This is a genomic window from Bartonella sp. MM73XJBT.G (assembly GCF_028618435.1).
Taxonomy (GTDB): Bacteria; Pseudomonadota; Alphaproteobacteria; order Rhizobiales; family Rhizobiaceae; genus Bartonella.
Genome location: NZ_JAQISW010000005.1, coordinates 133,159 through 152,969, shown reverse-complemented (window position 1 = coordinate 152,969; position 19,811 = coordinate 133,159). Strand labels below are relative to the sequence as shown.

16 protein-coding genes and 1 tRNA gene are annotated in these 19,811 nt (G+C 38.6%); 14 read left to right on the top strand and 3 right to left on the bottom strand.

Features of this window, described 5'->3' with window-relative positions:
• Positions 1-414 precede the first annotated feature (414 nt).
• A complete protein-coding gene (locus tag PVV59_RS04605; RefSeq protein WP_273754867.1) occupies positions 415-3,000 on the top strand; it encodes a DNA translocase FtsK in 2,586 nt (861 codons plus the stop codon).
• A 909-nt stretch (positions 3,001-3,909) separates the two neighbouring features.
• Positions 3,910-5,610: a PAS domain-containing sensor histidine kinase gene (locus tag PVV59_RS04600; protein WP_273754865.1), complete on the top strand. Its 1,701-nt coding sequence runs from the start codon at positions 3,910-3,912 to the stop codon at positions 5,608-5,610.
• 18 nt (positions 5,611-5,628) lie between these two features.
• Here the strand turns inward: PVV59_RS04600 and mscL are convergent, their stop codons facing one another.
• Positions 5,629-6,039 (bottom strand): large conductance mechanosensitive channel protein MscL, encoded by a 411-nt coding sequence (gene mscL, locus PVV59_RS04595; RefSeq protein WP_273754863.1) that lies wholly within the window; start codon positions 6,037-6,039, stop codon positions 5,629-5,631.
• Between the two features lie 1,593 nt (positions 6,040-7,632).
• Between mscL and PVV59_RS04590 the strand changes: the two genes are divergently transcribed.
• The 12 genes from PVV59_RS04590 (at position 7,633) to PVV59_RS04535 (ending at position 16,612) form a co-directional block, all read left to right on the top strand.
• Positions 7,633-8,715, top strand: a complete 1,083-nt coding sequence (locus PVV59_RS04590) for a quinone-dependent dihydroorotate dehydrogenase (protein WP_273754861.1) — start codon at positions 7,633-7,635, stop codon at positions 8,713-8,715.
• A gap of 152 nt (positions 8,716-8,867) precedes the next feature.
• A tRNA-His gene (locus tag PVV59_RS04585) sits at positions 8,868-8,944 on the top strand.
• 544 nt (positions 8,945-9,488) lie between these two features.
• Positions 9,489-9,791, top strand: a complete 303-nt coding sequence (locus tag PVV59_RS04580; protein WP_273754859.1) for a hypothetical protein — start codon at positions 9,489-9,491, stop codon at positions 9,789-9,791.
• Positions 9,792-9,890: 99 nt separating this feature from the next.
• Positions 9,891-10,787 carry a hypothetical protein gene (locus tag PVV59_RS04575; protein WP_273754857.1) on the top strand — a complete coding sequence of 299 codons (897 nt, stop codon included), beginning with the start codon at positions 9,891-9,893 and terminating at the stop codon, positions 10,785-10,787.
• On the top strand, positions 10,784-10,939 hold the full coding sequence (locus PVV59_RS04570) for a hypothetical protein (RefSeq protein ID WP_273754855.1): 156 nt from the start codon (positions 10,784-10,786) through the stop codon (positions 10,937-10,939). Before PVV59_RS04575 ends, PVV59_RS04570 begins: the two co-directional genes overlap by 4 nt.
• 138 nt (positions 10,940-11,077) lie before the next feature.
• Positions 11,078-11,911, top strand: a complete 834-nt coding sequence (locus PVV59_RS04565) for a hypothetical protein (RefSeq protein ID WP_273754853.1) — start codon at positions 11,078-11,080, stop codon at positions 11,909-11,911.
• Complete coding sequence (locus tag PVV59_RS04560; protein ID WP_273754851.1) at positions 11,904-12,791, top strand: hypothetical protein; 888 nt, start codon at positions 11,904-11,906, stop codon at positions 12,789-12,791. Before PVV59_RS04565 ends, PVV59_RS04560 begins: the two co-directional genes overlap by 8 nt.
• 2 nt (positions 12,792-12,793) lie before the next feature.
• Complete coding sequence (locus PVV59_RS04555) at positions 12,794-13,708, top strand: hypothetical protein (protein WP_273754849.1); 915 nt, start codon at positions 12,794-12,796, stop codon at positions 13,706-13,708.
• A 455-nt stretch (positions 13,709-14,163) separates the two neighbouring features.
• Complete coding sequence (locus PVV59_RS04550) at positions 14,164-14,559, top strand: hypothetical protein (RefSeq protein WP_273754848.1); 396 nt, start codon at positions 14,164-14,166, stop codon at positions 14,557-14,559.
• A 17-nt stretch (positions 14,560-14,576) separates the two neighbouring features.
• Positions 14,577-15,080, top strand: coding sequence for a DUF6622 family protein (locus tag PVV59_RS04545; RefSeq protein ID WP_273754847.1), 504 nt, complete (start codon positions 14,577-14,579; stop codon positions 15,078-15,080).
• 196 nt (positions 15,081-15,276) lie between these two features.
• A complete protein-coding gene (locus tag PVV59_RS04540; RefSeq protein ID WP_273754846.1) occupies positions 15,277-15,516 on the top strand; it encodes a hypothetical protein in 240 nt (79 codons plus the stop codon).
• A gap of 901 nt (positions 15,517-16,417) precedes the next feature.
• Positions 16,418-16,612, top strand: a complete 195-nt coding sequence (locus PVV59_RS04535; protein WP_273754845.1) for a hypothetical protein — start codon at positions 16,418-16,420, stop codon at positions 16,610-16,612.
• Between the two features lie 329 nt (positions 16,613-16,941).
• Here PVV59_RS04535 and PVV59_RS04530 read toward each other — a convergent pair whose 3' ends face one another.
• Positions 16,942-18,162, bottom strand: coding sequence for an MFS transporter (locus tag PVV59_RS04530; RefSeq protein ID WP_273754844.1), 1,221 nt, complete (start codon positions 18,160-18,162; stop codon positions 16,942-16,944).
• Positions 18,140-19,594 (bottom strand): coproporphyrinogen-III oxidase family protein, encoded by a 1,455-nt coding sequence (locus tag PVV59_RS04525; RefSeq protein WP_273754843.1) that lies wholly within the window; start codon positions 19,592-19,594, stop codon positions 18,140-18,142. Before PVV59_RS04525 ends, PVV59_RS04530 begins: the two co-directional genes overlap by 23 nt.
• Positions 19,595-19,811: the final 217 nt, after the last annotated feature.

Below are 19,811 nucleotides of genomic sequence, written 5' to 3'. Positions count from 1 at the left end.
TCTAAGCCTTTTTAAACGAAGATAACAAGGATAATCTTATGAAAACGCGAGAAATGAGATTGTGTTATGATCATCAAATATGGAGCGTTAAATAGAGAAATGCTTCTATAACTGTTTGTATTATTGGGATTCATCGTTTTTATAAAAGGGAAAGGGAAGAGAGGTGTAGACAATTTTCTTGACGCTTTTTATCATGAAGTTTTCTTCAAAATAAATGGAGTATGTGCGATTAAGACACCATAAACCTTAGCAATTTCTGTCATAAACTTTAAAAAAATATTATGCATTTTGGCCTTATTTTTTTCATTAAAAAGGAACCATCAGCAAAAGGTTATTAACCTTCATATGATAGCTTCTATAAATTCTTTTTGAAAAGGTCATTTTTTTTCATTGCTATAAATTTGTTGGGTGCCCATGCATAATTCGAAAACAAAATCTATTTCTACATCTTCTTGGTCTGATGATGGTACGAAAGGTGCATCAAGAGAAGATTTATCTATTAAAATTACAGAGATATTTCCTTATCCGGAAGTGTGGAAAAAGGCGTTTACCCTCGGAAAAAATGTCCGTTTTACACGAACCCCAGAAGTTGAGATTTTACGTCGTCGTATAGAAGCAGATCCAGTTTTTGCAAAACAGTTTAAAACTTTTACGAATCAAAATCGAAAAAAAACTACAGAGATTATGCATTCTAACAAGAAAACAACAAATATTACATCGACAAAAAAAGTCATTAATCCCCAATCGATAGAGAATAAAACCTCAGTTTGTCATTCAACAGTTTTAAAGCAGTTGTCACAGCAAGCTATTAGCATACAATCAGCCAATATTTTCCTTGAAGAAGATAAACCAGAGTATGAATTATACGTGAAAAATGAGCTACAAAAAATAAAGCCTTCTCTACACCTTTCTGATGATGCATTTTTTGAGTGTGGGCCTTTGATATTTGAACCTGTGGATACTCAAACTTCAAAAGAGGATGATACACCGGTTGATATAACAAATGAAATGACACCTGATACACTTGATATCCCTTCTACCTTTGATGACTCAATAACGGCTCTTTACCGTGTTCTTGAATACCGCTTTCCGCAACTCTATGATTCAATTACATCAGAATCTCCAACGGAAAGGATGAAAGGCGTTGAGCAAATTTCTGATTTAATGAATACGAGTAATGATCCTATAAAGGAACCTAAAGAGTATCATTCTAAGCTTTCTGTTGAAGATTCCACTCATATGTTAAATGATACTGAGGTATTAAGTAACACTGGGGATACTATAGAGACGGAGGGACCCCATAATACTGTTGCCCATAATGCTATCGATTGCCAAACAAAAGATGTCATAAAGAATTCAAAAGAGTTGTCTGTTATGCAAGCAAGCGACAAAACGAAAACATTGCAATCTACCCGCGCGCCCTTAGGCAATCATAATTCTTCTTTTATGAAAAATATTCAATCTATTGACTGTGATGTTTATGAGTTTCCTCCGATTAGTTTACTACAGAAACCTGTTTTCCATGAAGGGACGGTGATTTCTCAGGAAACATTAGAACGTGGTGCTGGACTTTTGGAAAGTGTTTTGGAAGATTTTGGCATTAAGGGTGAAGTTATCCATGTTCATCCGGGGCCAGTTGTAACAATGTATGAATTTGAGCCTGCTGCGGGTGTAAAGTCATCGCGTGTTATTAATCTTTCTGATGATATTGCACGTTCTATGTCTGCTATTTCCACACGCGTTGCTGTCATTCCTGGACGGAATGTTATTGGGATTGAGTTGCCTAATGCGGTTCGTGAAACTGTTTATTTACGGGAATTAATCCAAACGCGTTCTTTTCGTGAAAGTGAATTTAAGCTTGCTCTTGCTTTGGGGAAAGGGATTAATGGTGAGCCTGTTATTGCAGAATTAGCAAAAATGCCTCATTTATTGGTTGCAGGAACAACTGGATCAGGAAAATCTGTTGCAATTAATACAATGATTTTGTCGATTCTTTATCGGATGACGCCCCAGCAGTGTCGTTTGATCATGGTTGATCCTAAAATGTTAGAGCTTTCTGTTTATGATGGCATTCCACATCTTTTAACACCTGTTGTAACAGATCCTAAAAAAGCGGTCACCGCTTTAAAATGGGCGGTTCGAGAAATGGAAGAGCGTTATCGCAAAATGGCGAAATTAGGTGTGCGTAATATTGATGGTTTTAATGCACGCGTTGCACTTGCGGCTCAAAAAGGCGAAACGATCATGTGTACTGTACAGTCGGGTTTTGATAAAGAAACAGGGGAAATGCTTTATCATGAAGAAGCCATGGATCTTACACAGCTTCCTTATATTGTCGTGATTGTTGATGAGATGGCTGATCTTATGATGGTGGCAGGAAAAGAAATTGAGAATGCCATTCAGCGTTTAGCACAAATGGCGCGTGCGGCGGGTATCCATCTGATTATGGCAACGCAGCGTCCTTCTGTTGACGTTATCACGGGGACAATTAAAGCAAACTTTCCTACCCGCATTTCTTTTCAGGTTACATCAAAAATTGATAGTCGTACGATTTTAGGCGAACAAGGGGCTGAAACGCTTTTAGGTCAAGGAGATATGCTTCATATGGCAGGTGGGGGGCGCATTGTACGCGTTCATGGACCTTTTGTCTGTGATGAAGAAGTTGAATCGATTGTTGCTCATCTTAAAATGCAAGGAAAACCTGATTATTTAGCAACGGTCACAGATAATGAAGACGAAAGCAATAAGGATATTTCTACTGATTCAACGGCTGAAACTCTTGAGGAAGAAAATTTTGATGAAGAGAGTGAGAGACTCTATAACCAAGCTGTAAAGATTGTTATGCGTGATAAAAAATGTTCAACATCTTATATTCAGCGCCGTCTTTCAATCGGTTATAATAAAGCAGCTTCTCTTGTTGAGCGTATGGAAGAAAAAGGCATTGTGGGGGCCGCCAATCACGTTGGAAAGCGTGAAATTTTACTCAATGAAGGAAAATAAACGAACATATTTAAAAATATGCGACTTTTAAATGTTAGATAGTCATTATTTAAAGAGCGAATGCGTGTTTTATTTTTTTCTATAGTGGTTTTGATGAAAAAAGAGTCTTTGAAGTATTCTGGAAAACATCATAAGAAGAGTCCCTAAAGAGCTGGGATGCTTTAAAACATTACGCTGAGTTTATGATTATTTGATATTTTGGCGCAAGATAAGGTGTTGTGACAGGAAACTTTATTTAAAAAATTTGTTAGTTTCAGGTAGTGGATAATACAATATATTGAATTATAAAAATAAATTATCTTTATTCCTATTAAGTAAAAGTTTCAAGTATCGTAAACTTTTCTCGTCTCAAGTCTGTTTATATTGAAACAATCAAAATCGTTTTTTGTACATCATAGTAGAAGCGGTGGAGGATAAAAAATATTTAAAAGGAACCAAAATACCTTTTATGAATATTTTCAAACACAAGAGCTATGGCTATATTATGCACTGGACGAGTATAGTAATAGTGCGAGCGATCTCTTTTAGAAAGATAAAAAGGTAAATCATAATGCTGCGATATCCTTTATGAGGTCTTTACATTACAACATTTGCTGATTCCGTCATAAAATAATCTTTGAACAAGTTATTTCTTTAAGACAGGCTTATGAATGCACGAAATAAGTACATTCTTTTGGGAGTTACTATTTTATGTGAGGGAATTTTTCTTTGTAACAAGCTTTATTCAATAATAGGGGAATAAGTAACAGTGTTGGAAGATTTTTTTACTCTTGTTTTGTTGGTGAAACAGTCAAAATTTTGCTACAGATAATTGATAATGGGATACCAAGTTTTTAACGAGAGCAGGTATTTTTAAATAAATTAGCATTATTCATTTGAGAGTTAATCCAACACTTTCTAGTTTTAGTTATGTCATTAAAAGCAGATGAGTTAAGTAAAAGAGGATTAGAATGTAAGCAAGAAGCTTTTTGTTTTACACCAGAGCTTTTGCCTAGGCCTTTTACGTGGAAAATCGATCACAATGGTTTATTTTGTGAAGTTTCAAAAGAGTTAGCTGAAGTTGTTGGTCCTCTCTCTTCCTCTATTCTAGGATTTAGTTTTCATGAGCTTGCTCATCAATTTAATGATGATCGATATCAGGTTCTCAGTCGTTTTATTGAAGCAGCTATGCCGTGGAGTAAAGAGATTGTTCAATGGCCCGTTGATGGTTGCTCAAAATGGCTTGATGTTGAATTGTCGGCTTTGCCAATTTTTGATGTTAAAAAGCAACTTAAGGGATTTCGTGGTTTTGGTATTTTAAAAATACAAGAAAAAGTTCAAGAAAAAAGAAGTGGAAAGCTAGCGACGGAAATGCCGCACCTTACGGAGATAGAGCGCTCAGCTTTTCGTGAGATTGCAGAGCAATTACGTGATGAATTGAATCCATCAGTAAAAGGAGAAAATTTTGTTGAAGAAACGGCCATTCAGTTACCACATCCACAAACATTGCCAGTAAATGCTATCGAACGAGTGCCCATAAAAGAACCCGCTGCAGTTTTATCATTGTTGGATACAGCAACAGATGGTGTTTTATGGTTAGATGAACAGGGCTTTATTCAATCAGCAAGTAAGGCTGCTTTAGCGTTAATGGGTTATGAAATAAATGAACTACGAGGACAATCACTCTCTTCACTCTTTACTTTGCCAAGCCGATTTTTGGTTGAAAAATATTTTAAATTAATTCGTATGAAGAAAAAAAACCAGGTTTTAAAATGCAGTGAAACAGCTGATTTAATGACGAAAAGTCATAAAAATAGAACTGTTTTTATAACGATTGTATTTTTGGCACAGCAAGGCAATTATGCTGTTATGTTACGTGACATAACAAAAAAAGTTCTATCAGAAGAAAAAAAAGCAGAAGAGAATAAAATCGTTGGAGTTGTTCATGAAATACGGACACCTTTGAATGCTCTTATTGGTTTTGCAGAAATTATGAGAGAGGGGCGTTTTGGTTCTATAGAAAATGAGCGTTATCATGGATATTTACGTGATATTATCTCCTCTGGAAAACATATATTATCACTCATTAACCAATTACTAGAATGTTCAAAGATCAATTACTCTGGTTCCAATAGCCAGAGTAATTCTTCCCTTATTTCTGAAACATTTGATGTAATATCCTGTTTACGTGCGACGATAGCTTTTCTTGAAACTCAAGCCAATCATAATGGCATTATCATGCGCATTGTTGCTCCACCACATGTTCCATTTATTCCTGTATCACAACAAATGTTTCGCCAGATTATATGGAATCTTCTTTCCAATGCTATTCGTTTTACTCCCCTGGGTGGTCAGATTGTTATTCATGTTTCTTATAGAAAAGAACGCGTAAAAATTTCAGTGAGTGATAATGGTATAGGAATGAGCGAAGAAGAGATTGTACAAGCCCTACAACCTTATGGTCAAGTAGAGCGCAAAGATGGTCGATCTGGTGACAGTGCTTTTATGGGTACAGGCTTAGGACTTCCCATGTGTAAGGCAATGGTGGAAGAAAGTGGGGGAGAATTTTTATTGTTTTCAAAACCCAATCATGGAACGACTGTGGAAATGTTTTTTCCTCACGTTCCATGATATAAATCTTGTATAAATTTACTTTTTCTTAGCTAGAAGGTCTCTAATTTCTGTTAAAAGTTGTTCTTCTGAAGAGGTTTTTTGGGTTTTTTCTCCTTCTTCTTTTCTACGGATTTTATTCATAGCTTTAACGAAGAAAAAAAGAACCCAAGCAATAATGAGAAAATTGATCAATAAAGTTATAAAGTGCCCATAGCTAATAGTTGCTCCCGCTGCTTTGGCGGCACTCAAAGTCGCTTGTTTTTCGCCAGCAAGTTGAATAAACATATTAGAAAAATCAATTCCACCTGTAACAAGCCCAATGATTGGCATAAAAATATCATTGACCACTGAATTGACCAAGCTACCAAAAGCGCCCCCGATAATCACACCAATAGCAAGATCAATCATATTACCTTTTAGGGCAAATTCTTTGAATTCTTTAAGCATTGCGGTTTCCCCTTTATGTAAGTGATATACGGTAATTTACTTACCGCTTTTGATGAAAAAGGAAAGGGCAGATTTTATCTTTAGGATTATACTACAACATTCATATTATTTTCCAATAACTTTATGAGGCTTAATAAAGAGCTCGATGGATTCTATTTGAATATACATATCTCTCATAGAGGAGCTTTTTTGATAAAAACTGTATCTTCTTTCAGGAAGATTCGTGAATGTCAGTATTATATATTGGTGTAAAAAGAGAATTGAGAATAAAAAAATTATATTTCAGCTCTGATGAGAAAATGGATTGATGAAGCGGACATAAAACTTATAGTTTACCTCCTCTTAACTCAGCAAGTGCTAGAGAAATGAGGAGCGTAAGCTTATCTAAAAGCTATTTGTATTTTATTGCATAGGTTGACAATGATCATAATTTTAACAGAAGATAACACATTGATTTATGATGATAAATCATCCCTTTTAACTTAAATCATAACGTCGAATATCGTAAGATTTTCTCATTACAGTCTCTCTCTCATTGAATCAAATAAAATCACATGCTTGAATGTCATAAACAGGGCTGGTGTGTTGGTAAAAAGCACGAAAGAAAGAAATAAAAATGCCTCTTATCAATCATCTCAAGTGCTAAGAGTTGTAGAAACATTTAGAATGAGAAAAATATGTGATAGTGCTGGCTTATTGTACCATAAATGTAAAGATAGTTGTACTCTATAAGTTTTATATATTTTATTGGGGCTTTATCGTTATATCCATTCACGGATGCTGTCGTGAAATGGGTTGAAGAGCATTAAGAAATATTTCTTTAAAGAAAGAATGAGAAACCCAATGGCGTTCTGCTTTATATGAAGGGTTTGCCTCCCATTGGAGTCACATTTTATCAGTTTATAGATATGAAAGATATAGGTTTTACAAGATCATTTTCGTTTGTAAAGCGCTAGTACGATAAGTGTGCGTTTAATGATCAACTGTCATTACTTAGACTGTATGTTAGATCAAGCATCTATAGATGCAAAACTGTATTTTGTGCACCAGTAATGGTAACAACGCGGATTCTTCAAAGTTTTATTAATATATTACAAACGGTTGAATACCACGCTGCTAAATGGCGTAACAATGGTATGAATGTAAGAATGATTTTACGAACTGTGGACTCTCAATGCTAGGAGAAAAACAGCTTTATGGAGCAACTTTTATTTCTGTTGAAAATGATATTATACAAAGGAGTTTAGGGAATAGAGATCATTTTCTTTATAAAGGGATTATGAGCTTGCTTGTAAGAGATAAGACCATGGTTTGCTGAAGAGCCACTGATGTTTCAATTTATACGTCATACGGGTATTTTGCATTTTATAAGATTTAGGATTTACAAACATATTTAATTACTAACAATTGTGAAAAAGAGAAAAATTTTTCTATTCAGGTTCCGTAAAAATTCGTGTGCAAGCCGATGATGTGATAAGTTTTCTTATGAAAGGGTGGGATATTATTTGAATAATATGCTCTCTTAGCGATCTTTTATGTTAAAAGGTGTATATGAGGTGCGATGGATCATTTTTATGTTGTGGAGAAGGATTGATGAGTTTTTTTCGTTGTATTGGCCGTTCTGCTTTATTTATGTTAGATCCAGAGCATGCGCACCGTTTAGCGATTGTCGGACTGAAGAGTGGATTAAATGGTTGTCAAAAGGTTGTTGATAAGCGATTGTGTGTAAATATTGCAGGGCTTGAGTTTGAAAATTTTACCGGTCTTGCGGCGGGATTTGATAAAAATGCAGAGGTTGTGGATGAAATTTTTCGTTTAGGATTTGCTTTTACTGAAATTGGAACAGTGACACCAAAGCCTCAGATTGGCAATCCTAAACCACGGCTTTTTCGTTTAAAAGAAGATGAAGCAATTATTAATAGAATGGGTTTTAATAATGACGGGCATCAAGTTGTTTACGATAGACTGCGGATATGTCAAAAAACTGGTATTGTAGGGATCAATATTGGAGCCAATAAGAATACGATCAACAAAATTGACGATTATACTGCTGGCATTGCTCATTTTTATGATGTTGCGAATTATTTTACGGTTAATATTTCTTCTCCTAATACACCGGGTTTACGTGATTTACAGGCTCGTGATAGTTTGCATCTTTTGTTGAATGCCATTTCACAAGCGCGAAAGGAGCAAGAGAAAAAGCATGGATTTTCTGTTCCACTTTTTTTAAAAATTGCACCAGATTTATCAGAAAAAGAATTGGATGATATTGCTGAAGAAATAAAGCATTCTGATTTTGATGGTCTTGTTGTTTCCAATACGACTCTTTCACGCCAAGGACTTAAAAATAACCTTTTAAGTACTGAAGAGGGGGGACTTTCTGGTCGTCCACTTTTTGAGCTTTCTACTATTGTGCTTGCAAAAATGCGTCAAAAGTTAGGGAAGGACATTGCAATTATTGGTGTTGGTGGTGTAAAGAATGCTGAAACCGCTTTGGAAAAAGTAAAAGCAGGCGCAGATTTGGTACAATTGTATACTGGGATGGTTTATGAGGGACCAAGTCTTGTTGTAAATATTCTCAAAGAAATTTTGCAGTTTATGCAGCAAGATGGTATTGATAACATACAAAGCTATCGTGATCAGAGTGTTGAAGATTGGGCAAAATTTGCCTTGTAAAAATTTCCTTTGTAAAAAACATTTTTTCTTCACAAAAAATTGCGAGATTTTTTTTAAAGGGCTTGCAAACTTTGTTTATCTTCCTTATGTCACATAAGCAGAGAATAAATGTTTACAAAATCGTGAGCAGTTATGATAGACTTGCTTTTTATGCGGTTGTAGCTCAGTTGGTTAGAGCGCTGGTTTGTGGCACCAGAGGTCGTAGGTTCAAATCCCACCAACCGTACCATTTATCTTGTTACAACTTTTCTAATTCTTATTGTTGGCGTTTTGTGAGGCGGTTAAAAGCCGTGCTTGGCGGGCTTTTTTTGCGTGTGAGCCGTCACGGAGCAGAGACCTTGCGCGGATGATTTTTCTCAAATTTTGCCAAAAACGGAATGATACGATCAATAATCGCTTGAAATATAAATGGGTTAACTAAATCTATGATTCTGATTGCAATTGTAACAATAAATATCTCTATCATTATATTTATATACTTTTAGTATATTTTGTAAACCAAGAGAACCTTATTTGCCTTTCATTATTATTATTCATAATATAAACTATTAAGTTTAAATACATAAAATAAGTAAGCATAAATTTACTAAAATATGCCATATTTTTGACATATTATCCTTGACTTTGTAACTCTATATTATAAATATGAACTTGCATGAAAGTGCATTCATATCTCCAGAGATGTTTCGGTGGCTGATTATAGGAAACCGTTCGGGCGCGGGGTATAAGTAACCTTGGGAGGATTTATTTATACACTAAATTGGAGAAAATAAATGGGAAGTTCAAGTGGTTCGCACGATTATTGCGGTGCCGATAATTTTAGTAGCAAATATAACTCTGGTTTTGCGTTTGGTAGCCAGTATGGTGGTAAGGTTGGCTTTCTGGGTGGTTTTGTCTTAGGAGCAGCGGTAGGGCGTAATCCTTATGCTGCAATGGTCGCAGCAAGCTTGGGGGGAGGTCTAGGCAGTTATTTCGGAGGCACCATAGGCGGTTATGTTGGTTATGGTGTGGCTGCTGCCCAGTGTGGCATACAGTCTTTGGGTCGATCTATTGCTCATTCAGGTGTGGGATGTTGATGCACTTTTGATGTAGTTCTTTGGGTTATCTTAAAGCTTAGAATGGTGGTGCTGTAAAAGGTGCCACCTTTATGTTTGGAATATTGCACAGGAGGAGCTATGGACGCGTTTTGTTTAGTGCTCGTTTATTTTTGTCTGTGGTTTGGCGTGTATCTATTCTTCAAAACTATTGCTATTAATGGAAAAAGCATGTTATACAGGAGCATGGTTGCATTCATAGTGGCGGCATTGGTTACCCCTCCCCTCATGTATGCCTTTGAGTATATAGTCGGTGTGCCGATAACATCTCCTCCTGTTCCTATAATCATGTTCTTTCTTTCTTTTTGCATTGAATTTATACCCAATATAGTAAACAATATAAAATGCTTTAGTTTGGCCATTATTGCAAGTTGCCTCATTTTTTTCATGGCAGCTGGTTTTATTGTTATGAGTGATGGCGTTCTGTTAGATTTTTTTGATCTGCAGCTTTCGAGCTATATTTATCTGCTTTTCATTATTCCGTTGATGATAGGGGTGGCTCGCTATGTCCTAATTGCTAAAGCTTTGAAGGAAAAATCTATGTCAGTGCTAGATTTAAGCATTTGTATTGGCTGTGGGTTTGCCATAGGTGTCTTTTTTGTGTCATCACTGCTTTTATCAGACCTTCGAGAAATCTATCAACAGATAGGTTTTGCAAACAGGGAGGCAGTGAAAAAAATGTTTGATTATGCAGTGTTTGGTTTCGCTATTCTAACGGGCCAAGTTTTTTTGACATTTTTGATGGTTCTCTTTGTTACTACAAAGAAATATTATTGGTTGGTCCTTGATGTTCTTGCAGAGCTGTTTTTTAGCCTCTTTGTTTCTTATTATGTAGCGTTTGTTCATACAGATGATGACTATGGAATGGTTAGAAGTTGGATTTGTTTGATGTTTGTTGTTTATGTGTACGCGCGTCACATTAAATCAAAGAATGTGAAGCTTAGCGTGATTAACCCGTTTAAAAGGAAAACTGAGTGAGAAGACAGGAGACTATAGTTCTTTGGGTTATCCTAAAGCCTAGAGCTGCCACTCCAATAGGGGCAGTTTCTGGCGCAATAGTAGGCGGGGTCCGTGGAGCAGCCGCGGGTATTGCTAAAGTTGGTTGGGATTGTGTTCGCTCTAAGTGGTGAAATTGTTGTTTGACCTGGCTTTTTTAACAAGGTAAAGGCCTTGCTAAGGGGTACGCTATCAGCCTCTTAGCAGGGAGTTTCTCTCCCGCAATAACATCTTGATATGCTTGGGAGGGCAATGCGCTTTAAGGAAATTATATGTCTGACTTAATTTTTGGAATGCTGCTTAGTTTTGGGATAAGTTCCAGCCCTCGTGTCCTTAAAAACAATGGCTTGTTGGGCGAGCGCGTCATTTTGGGGGGGCTAGCTGGACTTTCCTGCGCTATCATCTTCGCTTATCCACATAGTGAAAGTAGGCTTCCAGACTTATCTTTGCTTTTGGTATGTTATCTTGGCATGCTTTTAATTCTGCACGAGCACTACTTATATAAATATTTAGTTCTTGGGTTCTGTGGTGCAGTTGCTACCTTGTGTATTGGGGCAGATTTTATATATTTGAGTTCTTTGTTGCCATTGCCTGCTTTGTTTGTTGCTAATAATAGCCAGCAGCAGGTGGTGCATTACATGAGTTTGGTTGCTGCAAGCTATCCCTTTTTTATCCTTTTGATATCAGTTTTAACTGCGGAGCTTTTGCGTTTGTGGTTGCTTCGCGTATATAAGCCAGAATTAGCTGCGCGTGAGGTCCTTTATTTCGGGGTGGGCTGGGGTGTTCTAGACTTATGCTATAAGACCCTCCCAGCTCTTTTTCTTTACTTGAATTACCGTGTTGATAGGGCACCACAAATGGCGGGCTATGTCGCATTTGAATCTTGTTCACAAGCGATCAGCGATCTTATTGCCGCGGGCATGATTGTATTGATGCATGTTGTAAATACGCGCTTTATGTATCTTGGTTTCCAAGATAAGCGCAAGGCCTATTTCTATCTGCCTTTTGTAATTCATTTTGCGGTTGGTCTTTTGTCTATGTTTGGCATTTCTTCAGGCTATGCAATATTAATAAATTCTATTTCTGAGGCTTACAATAATGCTTGACAAATTGACATTATCTGTTATCGGCGCCGTTTTTTGTCTGGTGCTGATTATTTTTCCTTTGATAAAGAAAAAAACATTTGTTGAACGTTTGGTTTTCTTGCTCGTTGTTTTGTGTCTTGTTTTTCTTTATGTTTATGGCGCTGCGAGTTATTTTCCTTATTATGTTTTGGCGCTTTCGCTTATATTGGGGTACCGCTGGTTACTCTCTTTGGTTAAAGCGTTTAAAGGTACGAAGGCGATTATTGGGTCAAGCGCTGGTTGTTATGTGCTTTTGGTTTTTTTTCTATACGAGTTTATGCGTATGATAGGCAGTTTGATTTTAGATTTTTCTGCTTATAGTACGCCTAATATTGTTTTTGCTGTTAGTCTATTCCCTATAGGCATGGCGATTATGCAGTTTTTTTTGCTCTCTCATTGGGTGGCAGAAGATAATGGCAATGGTGTAGAGGCAGCACTGGGCGTGGGAATGGGGATTTGGGGAGCTGCTATAGGGCTTGCACTGCTTACATCTCTACCAGAAGCTGTGAAAATCCTAAAAGGGGCCTTTAGTCTTGATAGGGACGCCTTACTTTCTTTACTTGAGACGGTAATATATTATGCGTTTATTATAGGTCTGAGTCTTTTATCAACTTTTTTAATGCTTGTGGTTTGCCTTGACAAGAAATGGCGTTTTTTTGTTCTTATCCTGCTTTTACAATGCTTGGCGGCTTGGGCGCGCTTTTCATGGCGGGCCGCTGAGCCAGAACTTCTTGCAATTGGGCATTATACAATCGCTACTATTCTTATCTTTGCTCTTATGCGGCAAATTTATGATTTTGTGCAAGACAGATTATCCATGAAGAAAAATAGCAGTTACGCTGTAGTAAATGAGGGGGCATAATAATGTTGGTTTTATTTATTGCTTCGCTTCTCGCAGGCTTGATTTATGGCGCTGTCATTTATAAATTTTTTCGCTCTACATTTAGTTGGATAAATGTGCTGTTGAGCGGCATAGTTTTTGGGATGATTGTTCTGTTAGTATGGCGTTACTCGGAAACAGAACATAAACTTGATGCCTTACGTTTACTGCAAGTGCTTGGCGTTGTTTTTCTTCTATGTGTGTTTCATCATTTTCTGAAGTTCAAATTGGTTGTCGCTGGTGCTGTGGGATGGTTTGTTGCTACCTGCATTGCTGGCGGGCTTGTTGCTTTTTTGGAGCAATCTGTAGTAAAAACGCTTTATATGATGAGTATTGTTGAAACCAAGAGTCGTGCAGAGCAGGGGCTGGCGCTTGTTTTTTTATTTTTAACATTTACGGTTTTTTTTGTTGTAGCAGAAGAAGCCATGCGTCGTTGGTTAGTTACTAAGTTTTATCGGTGCTCGCCTAGTTTGTTGTGGCGTTTGCCGCTGAATATTGGCATAGGCTGGGGTTTATGCGAATTAGTTTATAAGGCGCTAGGGCCTTTCCTTGTTTATAATGGCTGGATTATTCGATCTAGCTTATTAGCCAGTGAATATGTAATTTTTTATTCCTGGACGCAAGCGAGTATTTTTTTGTGTGCTTTAATGAGCGTCATACTCATGCATATTTTCAATACATGCTTGGCGTATCGTAGTGTTGTTACGCGCTCTAAATTTTATGCGTGTGCGCCTTTTTTTGTCCACGCTATTGTTAACTGTTTCGGTGCAACAGTGCTGGTTACAGACAAGGTTTGGTTTAATGTTGGAGGCAGCTTGTTTATTCTACTTTGTGTGATGTTGTTCGTATATTTTGAAAGCAAAAATCCTTTAATACAAAACATAAAATTGCGCGCTTAAGGTGTTGTAGAGTGATGAATAACTTTGCGTACTCTAAGTAGGGCTAGAAAGCCTGATACGCGCTTTCTGTTCTGCAAAAAAAATAGAGAAGGCTAGCACCGACGTAACGCGTCCAGTACCAAGAGCGACGTCATTTCTGCACTAATTGGGGAGAGGGTGTACCACTGGCCCCGCGCATATGGGAGCCTGCAAATATGCTATCATAAAACTTTCTAGTGTCCTCCTTTCTATTATCCTCTATGAGACTGAAGCCGGAAATCTGAGGCGGTGGTAACACATTATTGCAAGGAGGATGCACTATGTTAACATAATAATCTCTTTTATTCCGTGGAGTATTTACCTGAGTTATCAATAGAAACATTTTAACTCTGGTCGAACGCTTTCTCATCTTGACTGTGATTTTATTGTCCATTATTGCTGTGAATATTAAAATTGTCCAACAGGGGGAGCCCGTGATGATTACGAACATTCTGACAATTATTGTCCTGTTTGTTAATTATTTCGCTGGATGGTCTACACTTTTACTGAACTACCCCACAGTTTTTTGCGATTTGTCACTTGCTCTGGTTTCATTGATGAGCTTGCTGGTAAAGAAACCCTTTACCATTTTTTATGCGCCTGCTGGTGTTTCTGAAGAAAAACGCAAACATATCCTCTTTTATCTCATCAATAAATATATTACATGGTGGGTTATCATCTTTTTTGCTAATGGTCTTCTCGTGGCTTTTTTTGCATGGCCCCCCAAGCTTTGGTGGGGCACTATGGGCTTAATTTGTGCTGGTATGCTTTTTTCTAAATATCTTCCTAACATCATGCAATATTTTTATCGCGTCAAACATCATGGAGCATAAACATCATGGAGCATAATATGTCATTGTTTAACATTCTGACCGGAACCCCTTTATGGGTCTGGGGGTTGCTTATTTTTCTCATTGCGTGGGGAATAATCGCATTGAAAGATAGGGAAATGGGGGTTTACCGCCTTTTTCTCTTGCCGTTAGTCTTTCTTTTTTTGGGCGGAAGCGATGTGATTAACAAGCTGGCGTTCCCGCTCTGGGGAGCAATCTCAATGTTAGCGGGGCTGATGATCGGCATTGGCGTTGGCTGGTTGCTCTGGCGTGCCACTCCGCGTTTAAAGATCAAAGAGGGAACGGATTTAATTATTCGGCCTGGTACGCCGTTGACGCTGATATTTATTCTTATCGCTTTTGTCATCAAATTCACATTGATTGTTTTTCTCAATGTTAAACCTGATTTGAAACATGCATTTGATTTTAACCTTCTTTTTGGTCTTTTAAATGGGTTCACTGATGGTGTGTTTTGGGGAGGCACATTAAATTTATATATAACATTTCGAAAGAAGCCAAATTAATCCCTATATCATTAGCTGTGGGGCTTCTCATTAGAACTATTTCAATAGAAGCTTATACCTAACAACAACGCTGCAGACAAATGCAGCGTTGCCTCATAGTTTCAGATTCTTGTCCCAGCGCGTGAATACGTGACGGAAGTAATATATCTGACTATCCCCCCTTGGGGGCAGAGCAAGCCTAAAGGTTTAGAATGCTATGAGTTTAAGCTCGCTGGACTTGAGCAGATGGTTTATCGCTCATGGTGAATCATTTTGTTTTACGATTCAAAAAGAGGAGAGTGATAGTCTCATGGGCGTAGGTGGGCCAAGAAAACTCTTAAGCTTGGCAATGCGTCAACAGTTTGGAGGACGATGTTGTGGAAGTCCTAGCGGTTGCTATGATGGCATGATGCTTTTGGCAAGCAATTGTGATAGGGGGGTAGGAACCGGTGTTTAAGGGTACAACTGCGGTCATTGTACGACGTAAGTAGCATTCCGTCTGAGTCTTTAGGAGCGGCAGACTCCGTATAGGCTGTGCGTACAATATGTGAAGCACGCTTGCGGGATCAGTGTGTCATTATTGCGTTGTGCACGCAACCCTCTCGCTAGTATTTCATTGGTAAGGCTGTTTTTTGAAGCTGATTGTAATGATCTGTGTGTTTTAAAGAGAACGTTAACACCGATGTATCATGTGCAGTGGCATTTAGCTTTGTGCGACTATTCTCATTTCTTTTGTTTATTGCCCTTAAGAACTCCGCGCTTCTTGGCCTTTTTTTACGTGTGAGTGGTAACAGAACAAAAAGCCTTTCTCTCGTGTTTTTCCTTTTTTTGTTCAAAAAAGCCAAAGCGTCTTAATGAGCAGAAATCTTGCCTAAAAAGGTATTTTTTAGATTTATTGCTTTATTTTCAATGGAATAGAGAATTTCTGCTTTTGAGTGTGCAAGTGCACCTTATGATGAGACATAAGATGCAAATCCGTAAGCTTGGGTGTGCAGTAGGTTTATAGTAACAACAAGCTTAGGCATATAGTTGGCAGACACCGTCATTATTGAGTTTTTTCTAAATTCTGTTTGGCTATGCTGCATGTGAAGCAATTTTAAAATTACCCATGGTGACATCGTCAAATTGGCGATTCAGTGCTTTTATTTGTTAGAAATGTGAAAGGAACCAGAATATAGCCATATTTGGGATGGGCTTGTGCCAATTGATAAGCTTATTGATAATGTTTGTAAGTGCCATAATAACGCACAAGAAGAAAGAGAAAATCGCCGTCTTTAATTATGCGAAACAGCGCGCCAATTTAGAGCGCGAAATTATTGCTCTTGTAAAGCAAGGCAAAAAAAGCAAAATGTCAAAATGTGGTAATGCGAATTGATCTAGCTGATTTGCGTAAGCGAAAAGAGATAAAACAAGCACAAGAAACTTTAAACAATAAAGAGAACAGCTTATACGACACTTTGCATGAAAGTAAATTTGCAGAGGATACAGAAATAAATGAGATAAAAGGAATTGCGACATACAAAAGAAATATTCATAGACATATTTTATACTAAGCGTAACGGAGAAGCACAACGATGAGTATAATAGTGGATGATGGATTAACTGGGGTATAAGTGGGCATTGCTAGGGCGGAGTTTTTAGTTAAGAATTGCGCTCCGTATGCTATAAGCTCTCTGCAGCCTTCATTAGGGGCGTTGAGATCATCGCCCAATCAACGTAAAGGGGCTATTTTGCCTTTAGTGCTTGTTTCACTGCTTCCATAGTGCTCCTTAGCTCTATCAGCCATTATGGTGATGATTTCCTCGTCCAAAGAACAGATCAATTGATTGCGTAATAGGGTATGTGTGCCTTTTCCGACCCTGTCTTTTTTAAAAAGCAGCTGTTACCTTGTGGCAGGGTTGGGTGTGTCTATATAATCAGCCTGCCAAAGAAATGGAAGCGTTATCGCGATAGCCACCAATAAGAGACCAGCGATAAAGGCTGCAGCAAATTGCAATGATATAAAAGAACCAAGGACGCCAACCAAAAAGCTTCCGACCGGCATTCCAGCATAGCCTATCACCCGAAAAGCAGAATTAGCTCGCCCGAGAAGTTGCTTTGGTGTGAGACGCTGCCTGAAGGCGGTAACACCAATAAACCATAAGCTTGCTCCAACGCCAGCGATAAAGGTAACGCCCCATACGACGAGAACACTTTTTGAAAAGGCAGGAATCAGCAGCAAGGCAACCGTTCCTAAGCTGTCAGTGAGAACAGCTAGGCGTACCGGTGCATAGCGTATACGCGGCGCAAAGAGGGCACCTGCCATTGTACCAAGCGCGTAGGCTGCAAACATCACGCCATATTGGCTGCTATGTAGGCCCAAATACCGACCGTCGGTAATGAAGAAGATGAACGAGGTTAGGAATGCTCCAAATACCACCGATAGAAAGAATGTGAGTAATGTAAGGGAGCTGATATGCCGATTTGAAAAAATGAAACGAAAGCCGGCAATGATATAACGGAAAGAGATGTTTTCTTTATCAAGTGCTGGCGATGTCGGAACAGCACGGCGAGCGGTAAAAATCAACGTGATAAAAAGCACGATTAACAGGCCGAAAAATAGCAATGTGCTATGCGCTAAAATACTACTTGTTATGATTGGGGCAAGAAAATAGGAGACACCGAAATCTAAAAACAAGACAATTGAGTAGAAGGTCATCAATCGTTCTCCTTCCATGATAAGTGGTGGAATTGTCATGATGTAAGCTTCGGCAGAAACGACGATGAATCCAGCAATGGTTGCATAGAAGAAAATTTGTTCGGCTGGAGCAATCTGTATCATAAGCAGTACGAACAGGATAATATGCAGTAGCATGAAGATGAGGAGAGCCGAGGTGGCAAGTTTTATTTTGTCGCAGCAATCAAGTAAAACGCCTGCAAGGATGCCGAAAATTGGCCACGCTAATGAGAAGAGGCCTTGCGCCCAACTTACTCCGACTACGCCATATCCAGATTGTCTTGCTAATAGCGGGATGGCAGTGCGCAAAGCACCGCTGAGTAAGGCGAGTAGACTAACGGTTAGGCAAAAATAGCGTATGTTCCTATTGGCAAAAAGCGTGAACATTCTTTTCTCCTTGAGATGCCACACAGGTTTCCGCTGGTCCATCAAGTACGGCGGTTGTATTCAGCATGTTTGCGACATAGCCGTCCAAGATATTCCTATCTGCTTGAGGTAGAAGAAAATACATGAGGTTGGAATACCATTGCCAACCAAGCTGAGTCAGCTGGAGATCGTTATCACTTTCTGCGATGAGACCTGCGTCTATGAGCTGTTGTAGGTTATTGTATACAAAAGAGGGGAGTGCGGTCCAGTCAATTCTTTCTTTGTTGGCATAGCCGTTATAAGGTAGCCGCATACACAAAGCCTTGGAGGCTTGTTGCTCCGCTGATACCCAATTGTAGTATAGTTTGGATTTGCCTTTAAGTTGTATGTCGGTAATGTATCCGCTTCGACTGGGATTGGCTCGTGTGACGAGTGAGCCGAGAATCGACATTGCTGACGCCCCGAAGCCAACCACATAATCGTCATGATAACCATGCAAATATTTGTGATAGCGGAAATAATTAGCTGAACTCGTTTTAGCGAGCGTTAGAGGAGTGTTATTGGCAATTTTGATATAGGAATGCCCATTACACGGCGCATAGCCGCAGCTGCGCATAACGATGTCGCTAAATAAGCGAAGCATCTGTCTATGTTGTAGGCTGGATGGCTTTAGCCCTTTTTGTGCGTAAGACTTATGCAGTTGCGACGTGATAGCCAGATTGTTGATTGCATAGAGGTTGATGGTTTCAGGGTGAAGCTCGCTGGCTTGCTTCAAATCGTATAATAGTTCTTCGGCTCGCTGGCTGTGCATACCATATAGTATGTCGAAACCGACATGTCCAATTATCTCTTGTGACCAAGCCACGGTATTTTTGATTTGTTCACGTGTTGAGGTGAGGTTAAACAATGATCGGAAACGCTCAATGAAACTCTGTACACCGAAGCTGATCCGGTTAACGCCGATCTCACGGGCAGCATAAAGTTTATCACGTGTGACGCTTTTCGGTTCGCTTTCCAGTGTAAACTCGGCTAAGGAAGAGAGCTCAAATTCGTCATGCAATACTTTTCCGATGTGTCGGATATTATCTGCGGACAAGAGCGAGGATGTGCCGCCCCCTATATAGATGCTACGGATGGGACCTCTAAGCGAGCGAATGAAATTTCCTTTGGTTCTGATCTCTGTAGTAAGCGCGGACATATAAGCTTCGATTTGCTTAACGTGCTTGTAGGCTCCTTTCTGAAAGGGACAGAAGGAACAGATGGTTGTGCAAAAGGGAATATGCAAATAAAGAGAAATGGTACGTGCTTGTGGAATCTGCTTACTTTGCGCTAGTTTATTAAAGTCTAGGTAATCGTAAAATTCATTTGAAATAGTGCGAAATAACGGATATGTGAAGTTGTAAATCGGCTTGAGTTGATCGAATTTCACAAAAGGATGATCCACGAGTTGCATAACCTACCTCCCCCAATTTCTTAACTTGCACTGTACTATTGACGGGCGACTGGTGATCCAATCACCCGAGTGTATTACCAAAGATTTTCACGGAACATAATGAATCCTCCTTTTGTAGAAATTATATATGTATTATACATATAACTTATTATATGAACAGGCTAGCTTGTTTAAGAGGCAATGTAAGATAAAAAAATGTCTCTTTATAAAAGAACGT